This window comes from Streptomyces sp. NPDC057002 (genome assembly GCF_042673825.1).
Taxonomy (GTDB): domain Bacteria; phylum Actinomycetota; class Actinomycetes; order Streptomycetales; family Streptomycetaceae; genus Streptomyces.
Window position 1 is genome coordinate 999,695 of record NZ_JBHURZ010000002.1, and the last position, 14,596, is coordinate 1,014,290.

Consider the following 14,596-nt stretch of genomic DNA (forward strand, 5'->3'; position numbering starts at 1 on the left):
CGTGCTCCTTCGATACGGGTGGTCAGGCGGCGGGCGGAACGTCGACGGCGGTGCCGCCGAGGCGGGAGGACTCGACCACGGCCCGGATGATCTCCATGGTCCGCAGCGCGTCGGCGAACGTGGCGCAGGCCGGCAGCGGCTCGGCGACCCCCGCGACCTGGTCGAGGAAGGCCCGGGCCTGGTAGGTGAAGTTGTCGGCGTTGCTGGCGCCCACGCCCGGCGCCTCCATCGGGACACCGCCCGCGAAGTACGGCAGGTTGGGGCCGGCGATGATGTGCCGCGCGCCCCGCGTACGGGCGTCGGGCTGGGCGTCGTCGAAGAGGTACTCGGCGGGCCGGTGCTGGTCGAACGCGGCCCGGCCGCCCACGCCCAGCACGTCGAAGGCGAGCCCGTTGGGCAGCCCGAACGCGGTGCGCGACACCGAGAAGGTGCCGACGAGGCCCGACTCGAAGCGGGCGGTGAAGGACGCGGTGTCCTCGTTCTCGACCTCGCCGAGCTCGTCGGAGACGGGCGCCGCGTTGTGCCCGACGACCGCGCCCAGCGGCAGGGGCCGCTTGGGGATCTGCGTCGACAGCGTGGCACCGGAGACCGAGACGATGGGCCCGGCCACGTACTCGGCCGCGTCGATGACGTGCGAACCGACGTCACCGAGCGCACCGGAACCCGGCCCGCCCTTGAACCGCCAGCTCAGCGGCCCCTTGGCATCGGTGGCGTAGTCGCACCAGTAGCGGCCGCTGAACAGCGTCAGGTCGCCCAGCTCACCGCGCAGGACGTGGTCGCGGATCGCGGCGATGCCGGGGGAGCGGCGGAAGGTGTAACCGACCGCGGTCACGACCTCGGCCCCACGCTCCAACTCGGCCATCGCACGGGCGTCTTGAAGCGACCCGGCCAGCGGCTTCTCGCACAGCACATGCTTGCCGGCGGCCACCAGCGCCTCCGCGATGGGCCGGTGCAGGTCGTTGCCGACGACGATGCTGACGGCGTCGATCGTCGGGTCCTCGGCGACGGCCTCCCAGCTCGGGAGGGCCTTGTCGTAGCCGTAGCGGCGGGCGGCGTCCTCGCCGAGCGCGGTGTTGGCGTCGGCGATCGCGGCCAGACGGATGGGCGGCAGACCGGCGCCGTAGACCGTGTTGACGTTGCGGTACCCGGCGGCATGGCTGCGGCCGGCCATGCCGGCCCCGATCACCGCGACGGAGAGGGGCTTGCTGGACGTGGTCATGGCGGTGCCTTTCGAAGGTCTGGGAAGGAGAAAGAGGCGTGATCAGGTGGCGTACTGACGGCGGAAGTGGGACTCGATGGCCTCCATCGAGCGGCCCCGGGTCTCGGGAACGGTGCGCACGTAGTAGGCCAGCGTGACGGCGTTGATCGCGGCGAAGATCAGGAACGTGGCGCCGCCGATCGCGTCGATCAACGGCGGGAACGCCAGCGTGACCACGAAGTTGGCCATCCAGGTGCCGAAGACGGCCGTGCCCATCGCGAAGCCGCGCAACCGCAGCGGGAAGATCTCCGCGAGCATCAGCCAGAACACCGTCGCGATGCAGCCCTGCATGAACAGCAGGAAGGTCAGCATGGACGCCAGCACGAGGTAGCTGCGGGCGGTCGACTCGGGCAGGACCAGGAAGCAGAAGGCGATCAGCAGCAGCGAGACGGTGACACCGATCTGCCCGGTCAGCAGCATCGGGCGCCGGCCGTAGCGGCCCAGCAGCCACATGCCGGTCGACACGGCGAGGACCGCCACGACGCCGTTCGCGATGGTCGCGGTGAGGGCGGCCTGCGTGCCGAGTCCCGTGTCCAGCAGGATCGTCGGCGCGAAGTACATGATCGAGTTGACGCCGGTGAGCTGCGTCAGCGCGGCAAGGCCGAAACCGAAGATCACGATGCGCCGCACCCACGGTGTGCCCAGATCCCGCCGGCCCGCCCGCGGCTCACGGGCGTCGGCGGTGACCCGGCGCTTGATCTCGTCGAACTCCGCGTCGACCACCTGCGCGTCCCGGATGCGGCCCAGGGTGCGGGCGGCGTCGTCGAACCGGCCGCGCGAGGCCAGCCACCGGGGCGACTCGGGCACGAACAGCATTCCGAACCACAGCAGCACGGCCGGGACCGTGGCGATCGCGAGCATCCAGCGCCACACACCGCCCTCGCCCACGGTCTCGGCCATGACCGCGTTCGAGGTGTAGGCCAGCAGCTGACCGGTCACGATCATCAGCTCGTTCTGCGTGACGAGCCGGCCGCGGCGCTCGGCCGGGGCCAGTTCGGCGATGAACACCGGAACCGTCGCGGACGCGCCACCCACGGCGAGCCCGAGCAGCATCCGGAACAGCACCATCACCACGAGGTCGGGTGCGAGCGCCGTGCCCAGCGCGCCGACGAAGAACAGCACCGCGAGCCCGAGAATCGTCCGCTTGCGGCCGTAACGGTCACACAGCCGGCCCCCGAACAGGGCCCCGAACGCCGCGCCGAGCACGAGGGACGACGCGACGATCCCCTCGGTCAGCGGTGTCAGCCCGAGCCCGCCCTCCTCCGGCGAGAGAGCCATGAAGGGCAGCGCGCCGGAGATGACGCCGGTGTCGTAGCCGAAGAGAAGCCCGCCGAACGTGGCGATGACGGTGATGAAGCGCAGCCGTCGGTAGACCTCCGGCGAGGTGCGGTGGGTGGCGCTGGTGCTTGGTGCGGGGGCCTGGGGCGTGTCGTCCGTGACGTCCATGGCCACCTCCTACCGGTTGGTGTGTCGTGTGGGGGGGATCAGCTGGAGGTCGGGAAGTCGAACCTGGCGGCGGTCTGTTGTGCGGCCCGGGGCCAGCGGGTGGTGACGACCTTGGGCCGCGTGTAGAAGCGGATGCCTTCGGGGCCGTGGATGGGGGAGTCGCCGATGAGGGAGTCCTTCCAGCCGCCGAACGAGTAGCAGGACATCGGCACGGGCACGGGGACGTTGACGCCGATCATGCCGACGTGCACATCGCGCTGGATTCGGCGGGCCGCTTCGCCGGAGGCGGTGAACAGGGCGGTGCCGTTGCCGTAGGGGCCGGCGTCGATGAGGCCGATCGCCTGGTCGAGCGACTCGGCACGGACGACGGCCAGGACCGGCCGAAGAGTTCCTCCTGGTAGGCGTCCATCTCGCAGAACGTCACCGGCGTCGGCGCTGTCTCCGACACCCCCACGAAGCGGCTGTCGACCCCGTACCCCTGCAGCGCCGTCCGCACGAAGTCACCGAACGGATCCCGCCCGGTCTTCGTGATCACGGCCGCCGAACGGCCGTGACGGGCCGCGGCCACCGCCACATTCGTCGGGCTGCCGCCCACGTACTTGCCGAACGAGGTGACCTCCGCGAGCCCCACGCCCGTCTGAAGCGGATACACATCCACTCCGACGCGGCCCATGGTCAGCACATCGAACGGCATCACGCTGAATTTCCCTTCGCTCCGAAGAGGGGCGCTTAAAGCGCTTTAAAAGCGCTCATGGCAAAACGATGCCGCCCGCCCAAATGTCATGTCAATAGGTTGTGGCAGAAAGAAAGCGGCCACCCCGGGTGAGGTGCGGGCCGGGGTGGCCGCGGCTCGTCAGGACCGGTCGGTCAGGTACTCGTCGATCTTCTTGCGCATGAACAGGGAGGACTCCTTGGCCCGTTCCTCCCAGGCGAAGACACACGCCGTCAGCGTGCCGTCGAAGCCGTTCGCGTGCAGTGCGCCGAAGAGCTCGCCGAAGTCGACCTCACCCTCCCCGATGTCCAGGTGCTGGTGGATGCGGGCGGGAGTGCCCGGCGGGTTGAGGATGTAGCGGTTGCCGGAGGACGCCGTGTGGTCGAAGGCGTCCGCGAGATGTACATGGGTCAGCAGGTCACCGGCGTACTCGATGATGCCGGGGGCGTCGTCGCCGATGTGGAACGTGTGCGGCGCGCAGTAGAGGAACGACACGTTGGTGTGGTTGACGCCCCGGATGAGGTTGATCGCGTCGTAGCCGTTCTCGATGAAGTCGTCGGGGTGCGGCTCCAGCGTGAGGGTGATGCCCTCCCGTTCGAACAGCGGCAGCAGGTCGTCCATCGACTTCCAGAACTGGGCCTCGCTGCGGTCCGGGTCCTCGGGGCGGCCGTTGAACTCGGAGATCATGCTGGTGACCCCGAGATCGGCGGCGATCTGGATGGAGCGCGTCCAGTAGCGAACGGCGGCCTGCCGGGCGTCCTCGTCCGGTCCCGACCAGCGGAACAGGGGCAGGAGGGAGGAGATGCCGACGCCGGCGGAGTCCAGGGCCTTGCGGAACCTGGCGACCGTGCCGTCGTCGACACGGGGGTGCCGGAAGAAGGGGATGAAATCCTCGCGGGGCGACAGTTCGATCCACTCGTAGCCCAACTCGGCCACCACGGCGGGAAGTTCGAGCAGCGGGACGTGGCGGATCATGTAGGGGTCGAGGGCGATCTTCACAAGCGTCTCCGGGTAGGGGGGACAGGTGCGGTGTGACGGTGCGGGCGGTCAGCGCGTGCCCTTGGCGGCGAATCCGGCGACGCTGTCGACGTTGCTCTTGTCGACGAAGGCCGGGCCGGTGAGGACGGGTGCCTCGCCGCCGCCCATGTAGTTGCCGTTGTTCCTGTAGAGCCACAGGGAGTCGACGGCGAGATAGCCCTGGAGGTAGGGCTGCTGGTCGACGGCGAACTCGATGTCGCCCTTCTTGATGGAGCCGACCAGGTCCTTGTTGAGGTCGAACGTGGCGACCTCGGCCTTGCTGGCGGAGTCCGCCACCGACTGCACGGCCGTCAGCGCGAACGGCGCGCCGAGCGTGACCACCTGGTCGACGGCGGAGTCCTGCTTGAGCTTGGCGGTGATCGTGGACTTCACGGACGGCATGTCGTTGCCGTTGACGTAGACGTTCGAGACCTGGCCCTTGAAGGTCTTCTTCACCCCGGCGCAGCGAGCCTCCAGTCCGACGTGGCCCTGGACCTGGACGACGCAGACGGCCTTCTTCGCCCCGGTCGCGTTGAGCTTCTCGCCGAACGCCTGGCCCGCGACGGACTCGTCCTGGCCGAAGAACTCCAGCAGGCCCTGGTCCTTCCACTCGTCCATGCCGGAGTTGAAGCCCACGACGGGGATGCCGGCGGCGCGGGCCTTGGCGACGGCCGACTTCATGGCGTCCGGCTTGGCCAGGGTGACGGCGATGCCGTCGACCTTCTGGTCGATCGCGTTCTGGACCAGGTTCGCCTGGCCGCCCGCACTCTCGTCGTTGGAGTAGATCAGCTTGACGTTGTCCTTGGCCGCGGCGGCCTCGGCGCCCTTGCGGATGATGTCCCAGAACGTGTCGCCCGAGGGCGCGTGGGTGACCATCGCGATGGTCATCCGGGGCGTGTCGGCCTTGCCGGCCGCGGCGTTGGCCCCGCCCTCCTCGGCCTTCTTGCCGCCGGAGCCGCTGGAGCAGCCGGCGGCGAGCAGGGCGGTGGCCGCGACGGCGACGGTGGCCGCGGTCCAGCCCGTTCTGCGGGGGCGGGTGTCTGGAGCGGTTGTGCGGTTCATGATCGTGCACCTCACTGGACGACAGGGGGTCGCTGCCTCCCACGGGCGGGGAGCGGAGACGGGCCTCGTTCTGACGGCTCATCGACCGGACGGGGCGGCTCAGGCAGTCGAACCTGCTCGCTTAAAGCGCTTTAAGTGCTGGTACTATCTGTGGCGTCACGCTCGAATGTCAAGAGTGTTGCCGCCAATCGACGGGAGGTCATGTGGACGAGCTCGACTCCACCGCTCCCGCGGGCGGCAACGGCGCGGCTCCGCGCCCCCGGCTGGAGGACGTCGCCGCGCGGGTCGGTCTGTCCACCGCGTCCGTGTCGCTGGTGCTGCGCAATGTGCCCGGGCCCAGTGAGCGCACCCGGCAGCGCGTCCTGAAGGCCGCCGCCGACCTGGGCTACCGCCCCGACCGCACCGCCAGCGCCCTCGCCAGCAGGCGGAGCCGGCTGCTCGGCGTCATGGTCGACATCCACAGCCCCTTCCACGCCGAGCTGGTCGAGCACCTGCACACGGCCGCCGAGGAGATCGGCTACGACCTCGTCCTGAGCACGCTGACCCGGACCCGTGACGAGCACGCGGCCGTCGAGACGCTCCTCGCCTTCCGCTGTGAGGCGCTGATCCTCCTCGGACCGGTGGCCCCCGCGTCCGCCCTCGCCGACCTCGACCGCAAGGCGCCCGTCATCTCCGTCGGCCGCCGGATCGCCGACGCCGACCTCGATGTCGTACGCAGTGCGGACGACGACGGCGTGGGCCAGATCGTCGACCACCTGGTGGGGCTCGGCCACCGTTCCATCGTCCATGTGGACGGTGGCAAGGGCGTCATCGCCACCGACCGGCGCCGCGGCTACCGCAGCGCCATGCGCCGGCACGGACTCGACGAGCACATCAGGGTCCTCCAGGGGGACAGCACGGAGAAGGCCGGCGAGAAGGCCGGCCGGCATCTGGTCGGCGGCGACGATCTGCCGACCGCCGTCGTGGCGTACAACGACCAGAGCGCCATCGGTCTCCTCACCGCCTTCCGGCGTGCCGGCGTCGACGTCCCCGGCACGGTCTCCGTCGCGGGTTACGACGACGACACTCTGTCCCGGCTGGACGCCTTCGACCTGACCACGGTCAGCCAGAACGCCGAGGAGCAGGCCAGGCAGGCCGTCACGGCCGCCGTCGAACGCCTCGACGGGGGTCGTACCGAGCCTCGCGAGATCGTCCTCGCCCCCTCCCTGGTCACGCGCGGGACCACGACAGAGCCGCGCTGACCGTCGTGCGCCGCGGGTGCAGCTAGCGAGGCTCGCAATTCGGGGCCGAACCCTTGACACCTCTGCGAAACAGAAGCATGCTCTGCGGCACCCACTTAAAGCGGTTTAAAAGATCGCAGGGCTTTTCGTCACCGTTTCCCGGCCGGGGCAGGCACGCCTCCTTTCTTCGCCTGCCCGCCCCCGGTTCTCCGGCCTCACCTCTCGCCTCGCCCAGGCCGCTGCCTGGAATTGCACGAAGGAGACCCCGCACATGGAACGCAGCATGCCTGGGCGCCCGTTGGGCCGCCGCCTCTCCCGCAGAGCCCTGACCGCGGTGAGCCTGCTGGCCCTGGCGGCGAGCGCGCTGACCGGCTGCGCCAGCGGCAAGGCCACGGGTACCACCGACGGGCAGTCGGAGGCGGCGGGCGGAACCGACTCGACGGGCGGGGCGAAGAACACCGGCAAGAACGACGGGAAGAACTCCGTCTACGTCATCGGCGGAAAGCCCGACGACCCCTTCTGGTCCGCGATCAAGCGCGGCGGCGAGGACGCGGGCAAGCTGGTCAAGGCGAAGGGCGGCTCGGTGACCTTCCTGGGCCCGAAGACCTACGACAACCTCGGCCCCGACGCCGCCAAGCTGACACAGACCGCCCTGTCGCAGAACCCGTCCGCCATCGTCGTGCCGGACTGGGTCCCCGAGAACCAGGACGACGCGATCAAGCAGGCCGTGAAGAAGGGCATCCCGGTCTTCATCTACAACGCGGGGGGCGTCGACGCGGCCAAGAGGACCGGCGCCCTGAAGTACATCGGGTCGGACGACTACGAGGCGGGCAAGGCCGGTGGCACCAAGTTCGCCGACGAGGGCGCCGAGAACATCCTGTGCGTGAACACGGTGCCCGGCGCGGCCAACTCGGAAGCCCGCTGCGACGGCATCGCCGACGGAGCCAAGGCCGAGGGTGCCAAGTCCAGGCAACTGCCCCTGCCTTCCTCCAACTTCGGGAACCCTTCCGCCGTGACGCAGGCGATCAAGGGCGCGCTGCTGAAGGACGACAGCATCGACGCCCTGGTCACGATCGGCGTGCAGGACGCGGACAGCGCCGCCGCCGCGATCGAGCAGGCGAAGGCCGGGGACAAGGTCCAGCTGGGCACCTTCGACCTGTCGGACAGTCAGCTGGAGCGCATCAAGAGCGGCAAGCAGCTGTTCGCCATCGACCAGCAGCCGTACCTCCAGGGCTTCTACGGGGTGTCGGTGGCGAATCAGTACCTGTCCTACGGCGTGATGCCGCCGCAGAACCCGCTGCTGACCGGGCCGCTCCTGGTCACGTCCAGCAACGTCGGCGCGGCGATCGACGGCACCGAGGCCGGCGTCCGCTGACCGGCCGCGGGGGTGCCCGGCCGGGACCCGGACCCGACACCCCCGGATCCGGCACCCCCGGCCTCGCGTCCCCGCGCAGCACATCCCAGATCCACAAAGGTGGTAGCAGTCCGATGACAACGTCCCTGACCGACACGACGGCCGACGCGCAGAGCGCCGCCGCCCCGCCGCAGCCGTCCGAGAGCCGGCTGACCCAACTGCGGCACCGCCCCGAGACCGGGGCGCTGATCGGAACGCTGAGCCTGTTCGTCTTCTTCGCGATCTTCGGCGGTGAGAGATTCCTGGCCGCGGCGGGCGCGGCCAGCTGGCTGAACATCGCGGCCGAACTCGGCATCATCGCCATCCCCGTCGGACTGCTGATGATCGCCGGCGAACTCGACGTGTCCGTGGGCTCGGTGCTGGCGGGCAGTTCGATGACGCTGGCCATCGTGTCCGGTTACTGGGGCGCCCCGATGATCGTCGGCATCCTGCTGGCCCTCGCGCTGGGCCTGCTGACGGGCCTGCTCAACGGCATCATCGTCACCCGGACCAACGTCCCGTCCCTGGTTGTCACGCTGGCGACCCTGTTCGCCCTGTCGGGTCTCACCCTCGGCCTCTCCCGCGTCACCACGGGCACCACGAGCGTCGCCATCCACCCGGACCCCACCTCGAAGGCGCTCTTCGGCCAGCTGATCGGCGGCCAGTTCGAGGTCGCGATCTTCTGGTGGATCGCTGTGGCCGTCGGGGTCACCGTGCTGCTGCAGATGATGCCGTACGGCAACTGGATCTTCGCCATCGGCGGCGACAAGGAGAGCGCCCGTGCCACCGGAATCCCGGTCGCCAAGGTGAAGATCGCCCTGTACATGGCCAGCGGGTTCGGCGCCGCCCTCGTCGGCGTGATCCAGACGATCCTCTACAACGGCGCCCAGGTCGCCAACGGCCAGGCGTTCGTCTTCAACTCCATCATCGCCGTGGTCATCGGCGGCGTGCTGCTCACCGGCGGATACGGCTCGGTCGTCGGCGTCGTGATGGGCACGCTGACCTTCGCCATCGTCAACCAGGGCATCTACTACACCGGCTGGAACTCCGACTGGGCCGCACTGATCCTCGGCATCCTCATCCTTGTCGCCGTGCTGATGAACAACACCTTCCGCCGGCTCGCCCTGTCCACCCCCCGCTCCCCGAGGAAGGCCTGACCATGACCGCGCCCCTTCTGCGTCTGACCGACGTCAGCAAGTCCTTCCTCGGCACCCACGCACTGCGGGACATCTCCCTGGAGGTGGACGCCGGAAAGGTGCTGTGCCTGCTCGGCGACAACGGCGCCGGCAAATCGACCCTCATCAAGATCCTCTCCGGGTTTCACAAGCCGACCACGGGCACCATCGAGGTCAACGGCGAGCAGGTCGCCTTCGACAGCCCCCGGGACGCGTCGGCGCACGGCATCGCCACCGTCCACCAGTTCGGCGGCACCTTCCCGCTCATGGGCGTCGGCCGTTCCTTCTTCGTCGGGGCCGAACCGACCAAGGGGTGGGGCCCGTTCAAGCTGTTCGACAAGAAGCTGGCGGGCGAGATCGCCGTCCGTGAGATGCAGTCCCTTGGCATCACCCGTGTCACCGACGGCACCCGCCTCGTGGGCAGCCTGTCCGGCGGGGAGCGCCAGGCCCTGGCCATCGCGCGCGCCGTCTACTTCGGCGCCAACGTCCTCATCCTCGACGAGCCCACAGCGGCCCTCGGCGTCAAGGAGGCCGCACACGTCCTGCGCATCATCATGCAGGCCCGCGCCAAGGGCGTCGCGGTCATCCTCGTCACCCACAACGTCCGGCACGCGATGATGGTCGGCGACCACTTCGCCGTCCTCATCCGGGGACAGAAGGCCGACGACTTCCGCAAGGGCGAGCGCACCCGTGAGGAGATCACCGACCTCATGGCCGGCGGCGAGGCCATGGCCGACCTGGAAGCGGAGCTGGCCCTGCTGCAGTCCGGGTCCTGAGGGCGCGACACCTCGGCACGACGCCGGATGCGGTCACGACCTGACCGCATCCCGTGCGACGGTGACCGGGCAAGCGGCCCGGACCACTCGAACCACGGGTCACACATGACTCGAAGGCCGAGGTGCTCCTTTGACCGTTCTCGACGCCCGGGCGCTCAACCGCGCCACCCTCGCACGGCAGTTGCTCCTCGACCGCGCCGACGTGCCGGTCCTCGACGCCGTCGCGCAACTGTGCGGTCTCCAGGCGCAGGAGCCGCAGGAACCGTTCATCGGGCTCTGGTCCCGGTTGCGGAACTTCGAGCCCACGGTGCTGTCGGACCTGCTGACCGGGCGGCGCGTGGTGCGGACCCACCTCATGCGCCGCACCGTCCACCTCGTCACCGCCGACGACGTCCTGGCCTGGCGGGCTCGGCACGACGCCATGCTGCGCCAGCGGGTGCTCGGCACCTACCGCCGGGAGCTGGAGGGGGTGGACCTCGGCGAACTCGCGGAGGCCGGGCGGAAGGTCATGACCGACGGCGAACCTCGCACGATGGGGGACCTCGCGCGCGCCGTCGTCGGCCGCTGGCCGACGGCGGGGCCCCGGCCCCTGGGCGAGATGCTGATCGCCGGTCTGCTCCCGACGGTGCAGCTGCCGCCGCGCGGGCTGTGGCGCACCACCGGGGGAGCGCGCTACGAACTGGTCTCCTCCTGGCTGGGGCGCGAGATCGACCCTCCGGACCCCGACGGCTCCGACCCCGTGGGGCAGACACTGGTACGGCGGTATCTGGCCGCGTTCGGCCCCGCCGCCTCGGCCGACCTGCGCGCCTGGTGCGGCCTGGCCGGACTGCCCGCCGCCGTCTCCGCCGTGCGCGAGGAACTGGTCTCCTTCCGCGACGAGCGCGGCCGGGAACTGCTGGACCTCCCCGACGCGCCGCGCCCCGACCCCGACATCCCCGCCCCGGTGCGGTTCCTGCCGGCCTTCGACAACGCGATCCTCGGCTACCACGACCGCGGCCGGATCATCGACGACGCCCACCGCGGCCTGTCGGTCGCCGGTGCCCGTGTCGTCCTGGTCTACGGCCGGGTCGCCGCGACCTGGAGCGTCGAGGCGGACACCGTCCTGATCACCCCACTGGGCCGCTTCACCCGGGCCGAGCGCACCGCCGTCGACGAGGAGGGACGGGTGATGGCGTCCTTCCTCTCCGACGGCGACAGCCACCGCGTACGGATCGAGGCGTCCCCCGACTGAGCGCCACGCCGACAGGGGCACCGATCAAGCGCACACTGGAAGGGTGCTGCCGGTGCTCACGAGGGGGTGTCGGCCGATGGAAGCGTCAGAGCGTACGACCATGCGGTGGTGGCGGTGGCGACGCAACGCGCTCAAGCGGCGCGTCGACGTCGTCGAAGCCTGGGTCGTGCTCGCCGGCTGGGTGTTCGCCCTGCTGGGCGGGCTGGCCGGAGGGCTGATGGCGGCGGGTGCGGTCGAGCAGGCCGTCGAACGGCAACGGGCCGGGAGCCACCAGGTCTCGGCGGTCGTCGTCAAGGACGCGCCGGGTCCGTCACCGGCCCGCGCGGCGAGCGACCACCGGGTGTGGGGCGAGGTGCAGTGGACCGCGCCGGACGGTTCGACACACAAGGACGAGGCACGGGTCCCGCCCCGGGCTCCTGCCGGGAGCATGGTCTCCGTGTGGGTGAACAACAGCGGTGACATCACGACCCCACCGGTGTCCGGAGGCGAAGCCTGGCTCCACACGACCATGGGCGGCGCGCTGGCCGGAGCCCTGGCGGGCGGCGCGGTGCTGGGAGCCTCCTGGCTGATCCGGCTGTCCCTGGACCGGCGGCGCATGGCGCAGTGGGACGCGGAATGGGAGCGGATCGACGCGCGGCGGGGGTGGAAGACCGGCTGACCGGGCGGTGGCATGCCGGGGCTCACCGGGAGCCACTGACGACAGGGCCGCAATGCTGGGGTGTGCCGGAGCTGTACGCGGCGTGCTGCCGGGGGGACTGGCTGGGCGATGCCTTGGCGGGCCCCGGGGAGCCGGATGGCGGCGTTCTCCCGGACGGGCTGGATCAGGGGCGGACCCGCGGCTCCTCACCGCGGCTCCGCCTATGCGTGCCGCCCGGGCCGCGCGTCAGGTGCGGCCGACCGGGTCCTGGCCCTCGAGGCTCTCGTGAGCGCCGGGAGCAACAGGCGCCGTCTCGCCGGGTGCCGTGGCCCGCCTCCGGCGCGCCCGCCCGGTCAGCAGCGTGGCCACCGGCTCGGTCCAGCGGGCCGTCAGCGGGCCGAGGAGGACCAGGATGAGGACGTACGCCGTGGCCAGGGGGCCCAGGGACGGCTCGATGCCGGACGTGACGGCGAGTCCCGCGATGACGATGGAGAACTCGCCGCGGGCCACCAGCGTGCCGCCGGCCCGCCAGCGGCCCTTGGGCCCGATCCCGGCCCGGCGCGCGGCCCAGTAGCCGGTGGCGATCTTCGTCGCGGTGGTGACGGCCGCCAGGGCGAGGGCGGGCAGCAGGACGGGCGGGACGCTGGCGGGGTCGGTGTGCAGGCCGAAGAAGACGAAGAACACCGCGGCGAACAGATCCCGCAACGGCGCGAGCAGGCTCGTCGCACCCTCGGCGACCTCGCCCGACAGCGCGATGCCGACCAGGAAGGCGCCCACGGCCGCGGACACCTGGAGCTGCTGGGCGAGCCCGGCGACCACGAGGGTGACGCCGAGCACCACCAGCAGCAGCTTCTCGGGGTCGTCGCTGGAGACGAAGCGGGAGACATGGCGGCCGTAGCGCACCGCCAGGACGAGGACGACCGTGGCCACGCCCAGGGCGATGGCCAGAGTGACGGCGCCCGCGGCCAGGCCCACCCCGGCCAGCAGGGCCGTGACGATGGGCAGGTAGACGGCCATGGAGAGGTCCTCGAGGACCAGGATGCTCAGGATGGCCGGTGTCTCCCGGTTGCCGAGCCGCCCCAGATCACCGAGCACCTTGGCGATGACGCCGGAGGAGGACACCCAGGTGACGCCGGCCAGCACCACGGCTGCGACCGGGCCCCAGCCGAGCAGCAGGGCCAGTGCCGCCCCGGGCAGGGCGTTGAGGACGGCGTCGACGACCCCGGCCTGATAGTGGGTTCTGAGGTTGGAGATCAGGTCGGCGGCCGTGTACTCCAGGCCCAGCATGAGCAGCAGCAGGATGACGCCGATCTCCGCGCCGATGGCGACGAAGTCCTCGCTGGCGCCCAGCGGCAGCAGCCCGCCCTTGCCGAACGCGAGCCCGGCCAGCAGGTAGAGGGGGATCGGCGAGAAGCGGAAGCGCCCGGCGAGCCGGCCGAGCAGCCCGAGCCCGAGGATGAGGCAGCCGAACTCGATCAGGAAGACCGCGGAGGAGTGCATGGCGGGTCACTCCCGCCCGAGTATCTCGGCGGCCGCCTCCACGCCCTCGCGGGTCCCGATGACGATGAGGGTGTCCCCGCCGGCGAGCCGGAAGTCAGGCGCGGGGGAGGGGATCGCCTCGGCCCGGCGCAGCACGGCCACGACGGACGCGCCGGTGTCGGTGCGGATCCGGGACTCGCCCAGCACCCGGCCGTTCCAGTGCGAGGAGCCGGACAGCTCGATGCGCTCGGCGACGAGCCCCAGGTCGGTGGTGGACAGCAGGTTCGGCGTGTGGTGCGCGGGCATCAGCGCGTCGATGAGTGTCGCCGCCTCCTCCGTCGTCAGGCGCACCGAGAGGTCGCAGGCGTCCGGGTCGTCCCTGCGATAGGCGCTGATCGTCCGGTGGCCGTCGCGGTGGGCGACCACCGAGAGCCGGCGGCTGTCCCGTGTCGTCAGGTCGTAGCGGACCCCGATGCCCGGCAACGGCGTACTGCTGAGGCGTGGCGCGCTCATCCCTGTGCCCCTTCGGTCGGCGTGCGCGTTCCGGTGACTCGCCTGTGGGGGCCGCGCCCGGACGAGCGACCGGATCCGGCCTGTGGGCTCATCCTAGGTTGCAGGACGGAAGGGCACCCGTCCTGCGTGTGCTACCTGGACGGCTCCGGGAAGGGCGATCCGGAAGGGAAGGGAGTGGCCGAGGGCAGCCTCGCGGTCGCCCCCTCCACCTGCCGTACGGTGCCCGTTGTTCCCGGCTGGTGGCCCGTGCCCGCGCCGGTGGACAGCTGGGACCAGGCCCCGAGGGCCACGGCCACGGCGGCGGCGGTGGCGACGACCCGTCCCACGCGCCGGGCCTTGGCACGGCGGTCCAGATCCCGCCAGGCCACACGGACCCACAGGTCCTCCGGCTGCCACAGGTCACCGACGGAGTGCGGGGGTTGGAGCCGCCGTCCCGCGGCGCGCTCCTTCGCGGAGGGCTCCCTGGGGGCGGAGGCGCGTATCGAGTGCTCGCTGTCCGAGAGGAACCTCAGCCAGACCTCGTCCGGGATCGAGGGAACGCCGTCCGGCTCGTCGGGCTTTCCCCGTCTGCCCGGTCCTTCGGTGGTCATGTCCGTCATCCCCTCTCCGACCCTTGGCCTGATCACTGCGCAGCGCAAGATCAGTATGCCGCCCGGCGAGGTGAAAGGCTGCGCCGG

13 protein-coding genes and 2 pseudogenes are annotated in these 14,596 nt (G+C 70.9%); 6 read left to right on the plus strand and 9 right to left on the minus strand.

Annotation, left to right across the window (positions count from 1 at the left end):
- Positions 1 to 22: 22 nt before the first annotated feature.
- The 6 genes and pseudogenes from ACFT32_RS12560 to ACFT32_RS12585 all read right to left on the minus strand — a co-directional run bounded on the left by ACFT32_RS12560 (position 23) and on the right by ACFT32_RS12585 (position 5,495).
- Complete coding sequence (locus tag ACFT32_RS12560; protein WP_382488406.1) at positions 23 to 1,219, minus strand: Gfo/Idh/MocA family protein; 1,197 nt, start codon at positions 1,217 to 1,219, stop codon at positions 23 to 25.
- Between the two features lie 42 nt (positions 1,220 to 1,261).
- Complete coding sequence (locus ACFT32_RS12565; RefSeq protein ID WP_382488407.1) at positions 1,262 to 2,704, minus strand: sugar porter family MFS transporter; 1,443 nt, start codon at positions 2,702 to 2,704, stop codon at positions 1,262 to 1,264.
- A gap of 38 nt (positions 2,705 to 2,742) precedes the next feature.
- Positions 2,743 to 3,116: pseudogene (locus ACFT32_RS12570) on the minus strand (aldehyde dehydrogenase family protein); the annotation flags it as partial.
- Positions 3,111 to 3,398 (minus strand): annotated as a pseudogene (locus tag ACFT32_RS12575) (PfkB family carbohydrate kinase); the annotation flags it as partial. The pseudogenes ACFT32_RS12570 and ACFT32_RS12575, both read right to left, overlap by 6 nt.
- Positions 3,399 to 3,557: 159 nt before the next feature.
- Positions 3,558 to 4,415, minus strand: a complete 858-nt coding sequence (locus tag ACFT32_RS12580; protein ID WP_382488408.1) for a sugar phosphate isomerase/epimerase family protein — start codon at positions 4,413 to 4,415, stop codon at positions 3,558 to 3,560.
- 48 nt (positions 4,416 to 4,463) lie between these two features.
- The gene (locus ACFT32_RS12585) at positions 4,464 to 5,495 is read right to left on the minus strand and encodes a sugar ABC transporter substrate-binding protein (RefSeq protein ID WP_382488409.1); all 1,032 of its coding nucleotides are present in this window, start codon (positions 5,493 to 5,495) and stop codon (positions 4,464 to 4,466) included.
- Positions 5,496 to 5,698: 203 nt separating this feature from the next.
- On the opposite strand from ACFT32_RS12585, the gene ACFT32_RS12590 reads away from it, so the two are divergent.
- The 6 genes from ACFT32_RS12590 to ACFT32_RS12615 all read left to right on the plus strand — a co-directional run bounded on the left by ACFT32_RS12590 (position 5,699) and on the right by ACFT32_RS12615 (position 11,948).
- Entirely contained in the window at positions 5,699 to 6,736 is a 1,038-nt protein-coding gene (locus ACFT32_RS12590) for a LacI family DNA-binding transcriptional regulator (protein ID WP_382488410.1), read from the plus strand.
- Between the two features lie 250 nt (positions 6,737 to 6,986).
- The gene (locus ACFT32_RS12595; RefSeq protein WP_382488411.1) at positions 6,987 to 8,090 is read left to right on the plus strand and encodes a sugar ABC transporter substrate-binding protein; all 1,104 of its coding nucleotides are present in this window, start codon (positions 6,987 to 6,989) and stop codon (positions 8,088 to 8,090) included.
- Positions 8,091 to 8,203: 113 nt separating this feature from the next.
- Positions 8,204 to 9,265 (plus strand): ABC transporter permease, encoded by a 1,062-nt coding sequence (locus ACFT32_RS12600; protein WP_382488412.1) that lies wholly within the window; start codon positions 8,204 to 8,206, stop codon positions 9,263 to 9,265.
- Between the two features lie 2 nt (positions 9,266 to 9,267).
- Complete coding sequence (locus ACFT32_RS12605; protein WP_382488413.1) at positions 9,268 to 10,059, plus strand: ATP-binding cassette domain-containing protein; 792 nt, start codon at positions 9,268 to 9,270, stop codon at positions 10,057 to 10,059.
- A gap of 130 nt (positions 10,060 to 10,189) precedes the next feature.
- Complete coding sequence (locus ACFT32_RS12610) at positions 10,190 to 11,290, plus strand: winged helix DNA-binding domain-containing protein (RefSeq protein WP_382488414.1); 1,101 nt, start codon at positions 10,190 to 10,192, stop codon at positions 11,288 to 11,290.
- 76 nt (positions 11,291 to 11,366) lie between these two features.
- Entirely contained in the window at positions 11,367 to 11,948 is a 582-nt protein-coding gene (locus ACFT32_RS12615; RefSeq protein WP_382488415.1) for a hypothetical protein, read from the plus strand.
- A 225-nt stretch (positions 11,949 to 12,173) separates the two neighbouring features.
- Here the strand turns inward: ACFT32_RS12615 and ACFT32_RS12620 are convergent, their stop codons facing one another.
- From ACFT32_RS12620 to ACFT32_RS12630, 3 genes are all read right to left on the minus strand, one after another.
- Positions 12,174 to 13,427 carry a cation:proton antiporter gene (locus ACFT32_RS12620; protein WP_382488416.1) on the minus strand — a complete coding sequence of 418 codons (1,254 nt, stop codon included), beginning with the start codon at positions 13,425 to 13,427 and terminating at the stop codon, positions 12,174 to 12,176.
- 6 nt (positions 13,428 to 13,433) lie between these two features.
- Positions 13,434 to 13,919: a cation:proton antiporter regulatory subunit gene (locus ACFT32_RS12625; RefSeq protein ID WP_382488417.1), complete on the minus strand. Its 486-nt coding sequence runs from the start codon at positions 13,917 to 13,919 to the stop codon at positions 13,434 to 13,436.
- Between the two features lie 131 nt (positions 13,920 to 14,050).
- Complete coding sequence (locus ACFT32_RS12630) at positions 14,051 to 14,509, minus strand: hypothetical protein (protein ID WP_382488418.1); 459 nt, start codon at positions 14,507 to 14,509, stop codon at positions 14,051 to 14,053.
- Between the last annotated feature and the right edge of the window lie 87 nt (positions 14,510 to 14,596).

What these genes read in the sequence shown, in the direction of transcription:
- ACFT32_RS12560 (WP_382488406.1), bottom strand. Translation starts at nt 1,219, where the DNA reads ATGACCACGTCCAGCAAGCCCCTCTCCGTCGCGGTGATCGGGGCCGGC.
- ACFT32_RS12565 (WP_382488407.1), bottom strand. Translation starts at nt 2,704, where the DNA reads ATGGACGTCACGGACGACACGCCCCAGGCCCCCGCACCAAGCACCAGC.
- ACFT32_RS12585 (WP_382488409.1), bottom strand. Translation starts at nt 5,495, where the DNA reads ATGAACCGCACAACCGCTCCAGACACCCGCCCCCGCAGAACGGGCTGG.
- ACFT32_RS12595 (WP_382488411.1), top strand. Translation starts at nt 6,987, where the DNA reads ATGGAACGCAGCATGCCTGGGCGCCCGTTGGGCCGCCGCCTCTCCCGC.
- ACFT32_RS12600 (WP_382488412.1), top strand. Translation starts at nt 8,204, where the DNA reads ATGACAACGTCCCTGACCGACACGACGGCCGACGCGCAGAGCGCCGCC.
- ACFT32_RS12605 (WP_382488413.1), top strand. Translation starts at nt 9,268, where the DNA reads ATGACCGCGCCCCTTCTGCGTCTGACCGACGTCAGCAAGTCCTTCCTC.
- ACFT32_RS12615 (WP_382488415.1), top strand. Translation starts at nt 11,367, where the DNA reads ATGGAAGCGTCAGAGCGTACGACCATGCGGTGGTGGCGGTGGCGACGC.
- ACFT32_RS12620 (WP_382488416.1), bottom strand. Translation starts at nt 13,427, where the DNA reads ATGCACTCCTCCGCGGTCTTCCTGATCGAGTTCGGCTGCCTCATCCTC.
- ACFT32_RS12625 (WP_382488417.1), bottom strand. Translation starts at nt 13,919, where the DNA reads ATGAGCGCGCCACGCCTCAGCAGTACGCCGTTGCCGGGCATCGGGGTC.
- ACFT32_RS12630 (WP_382488418.1), bottom strand. Translation starts at nt 14,509, where the DNA reads ATGACCACCGAAGGACCGGGCAGACGGGGAAAGCCCGACGAGCCGGAC.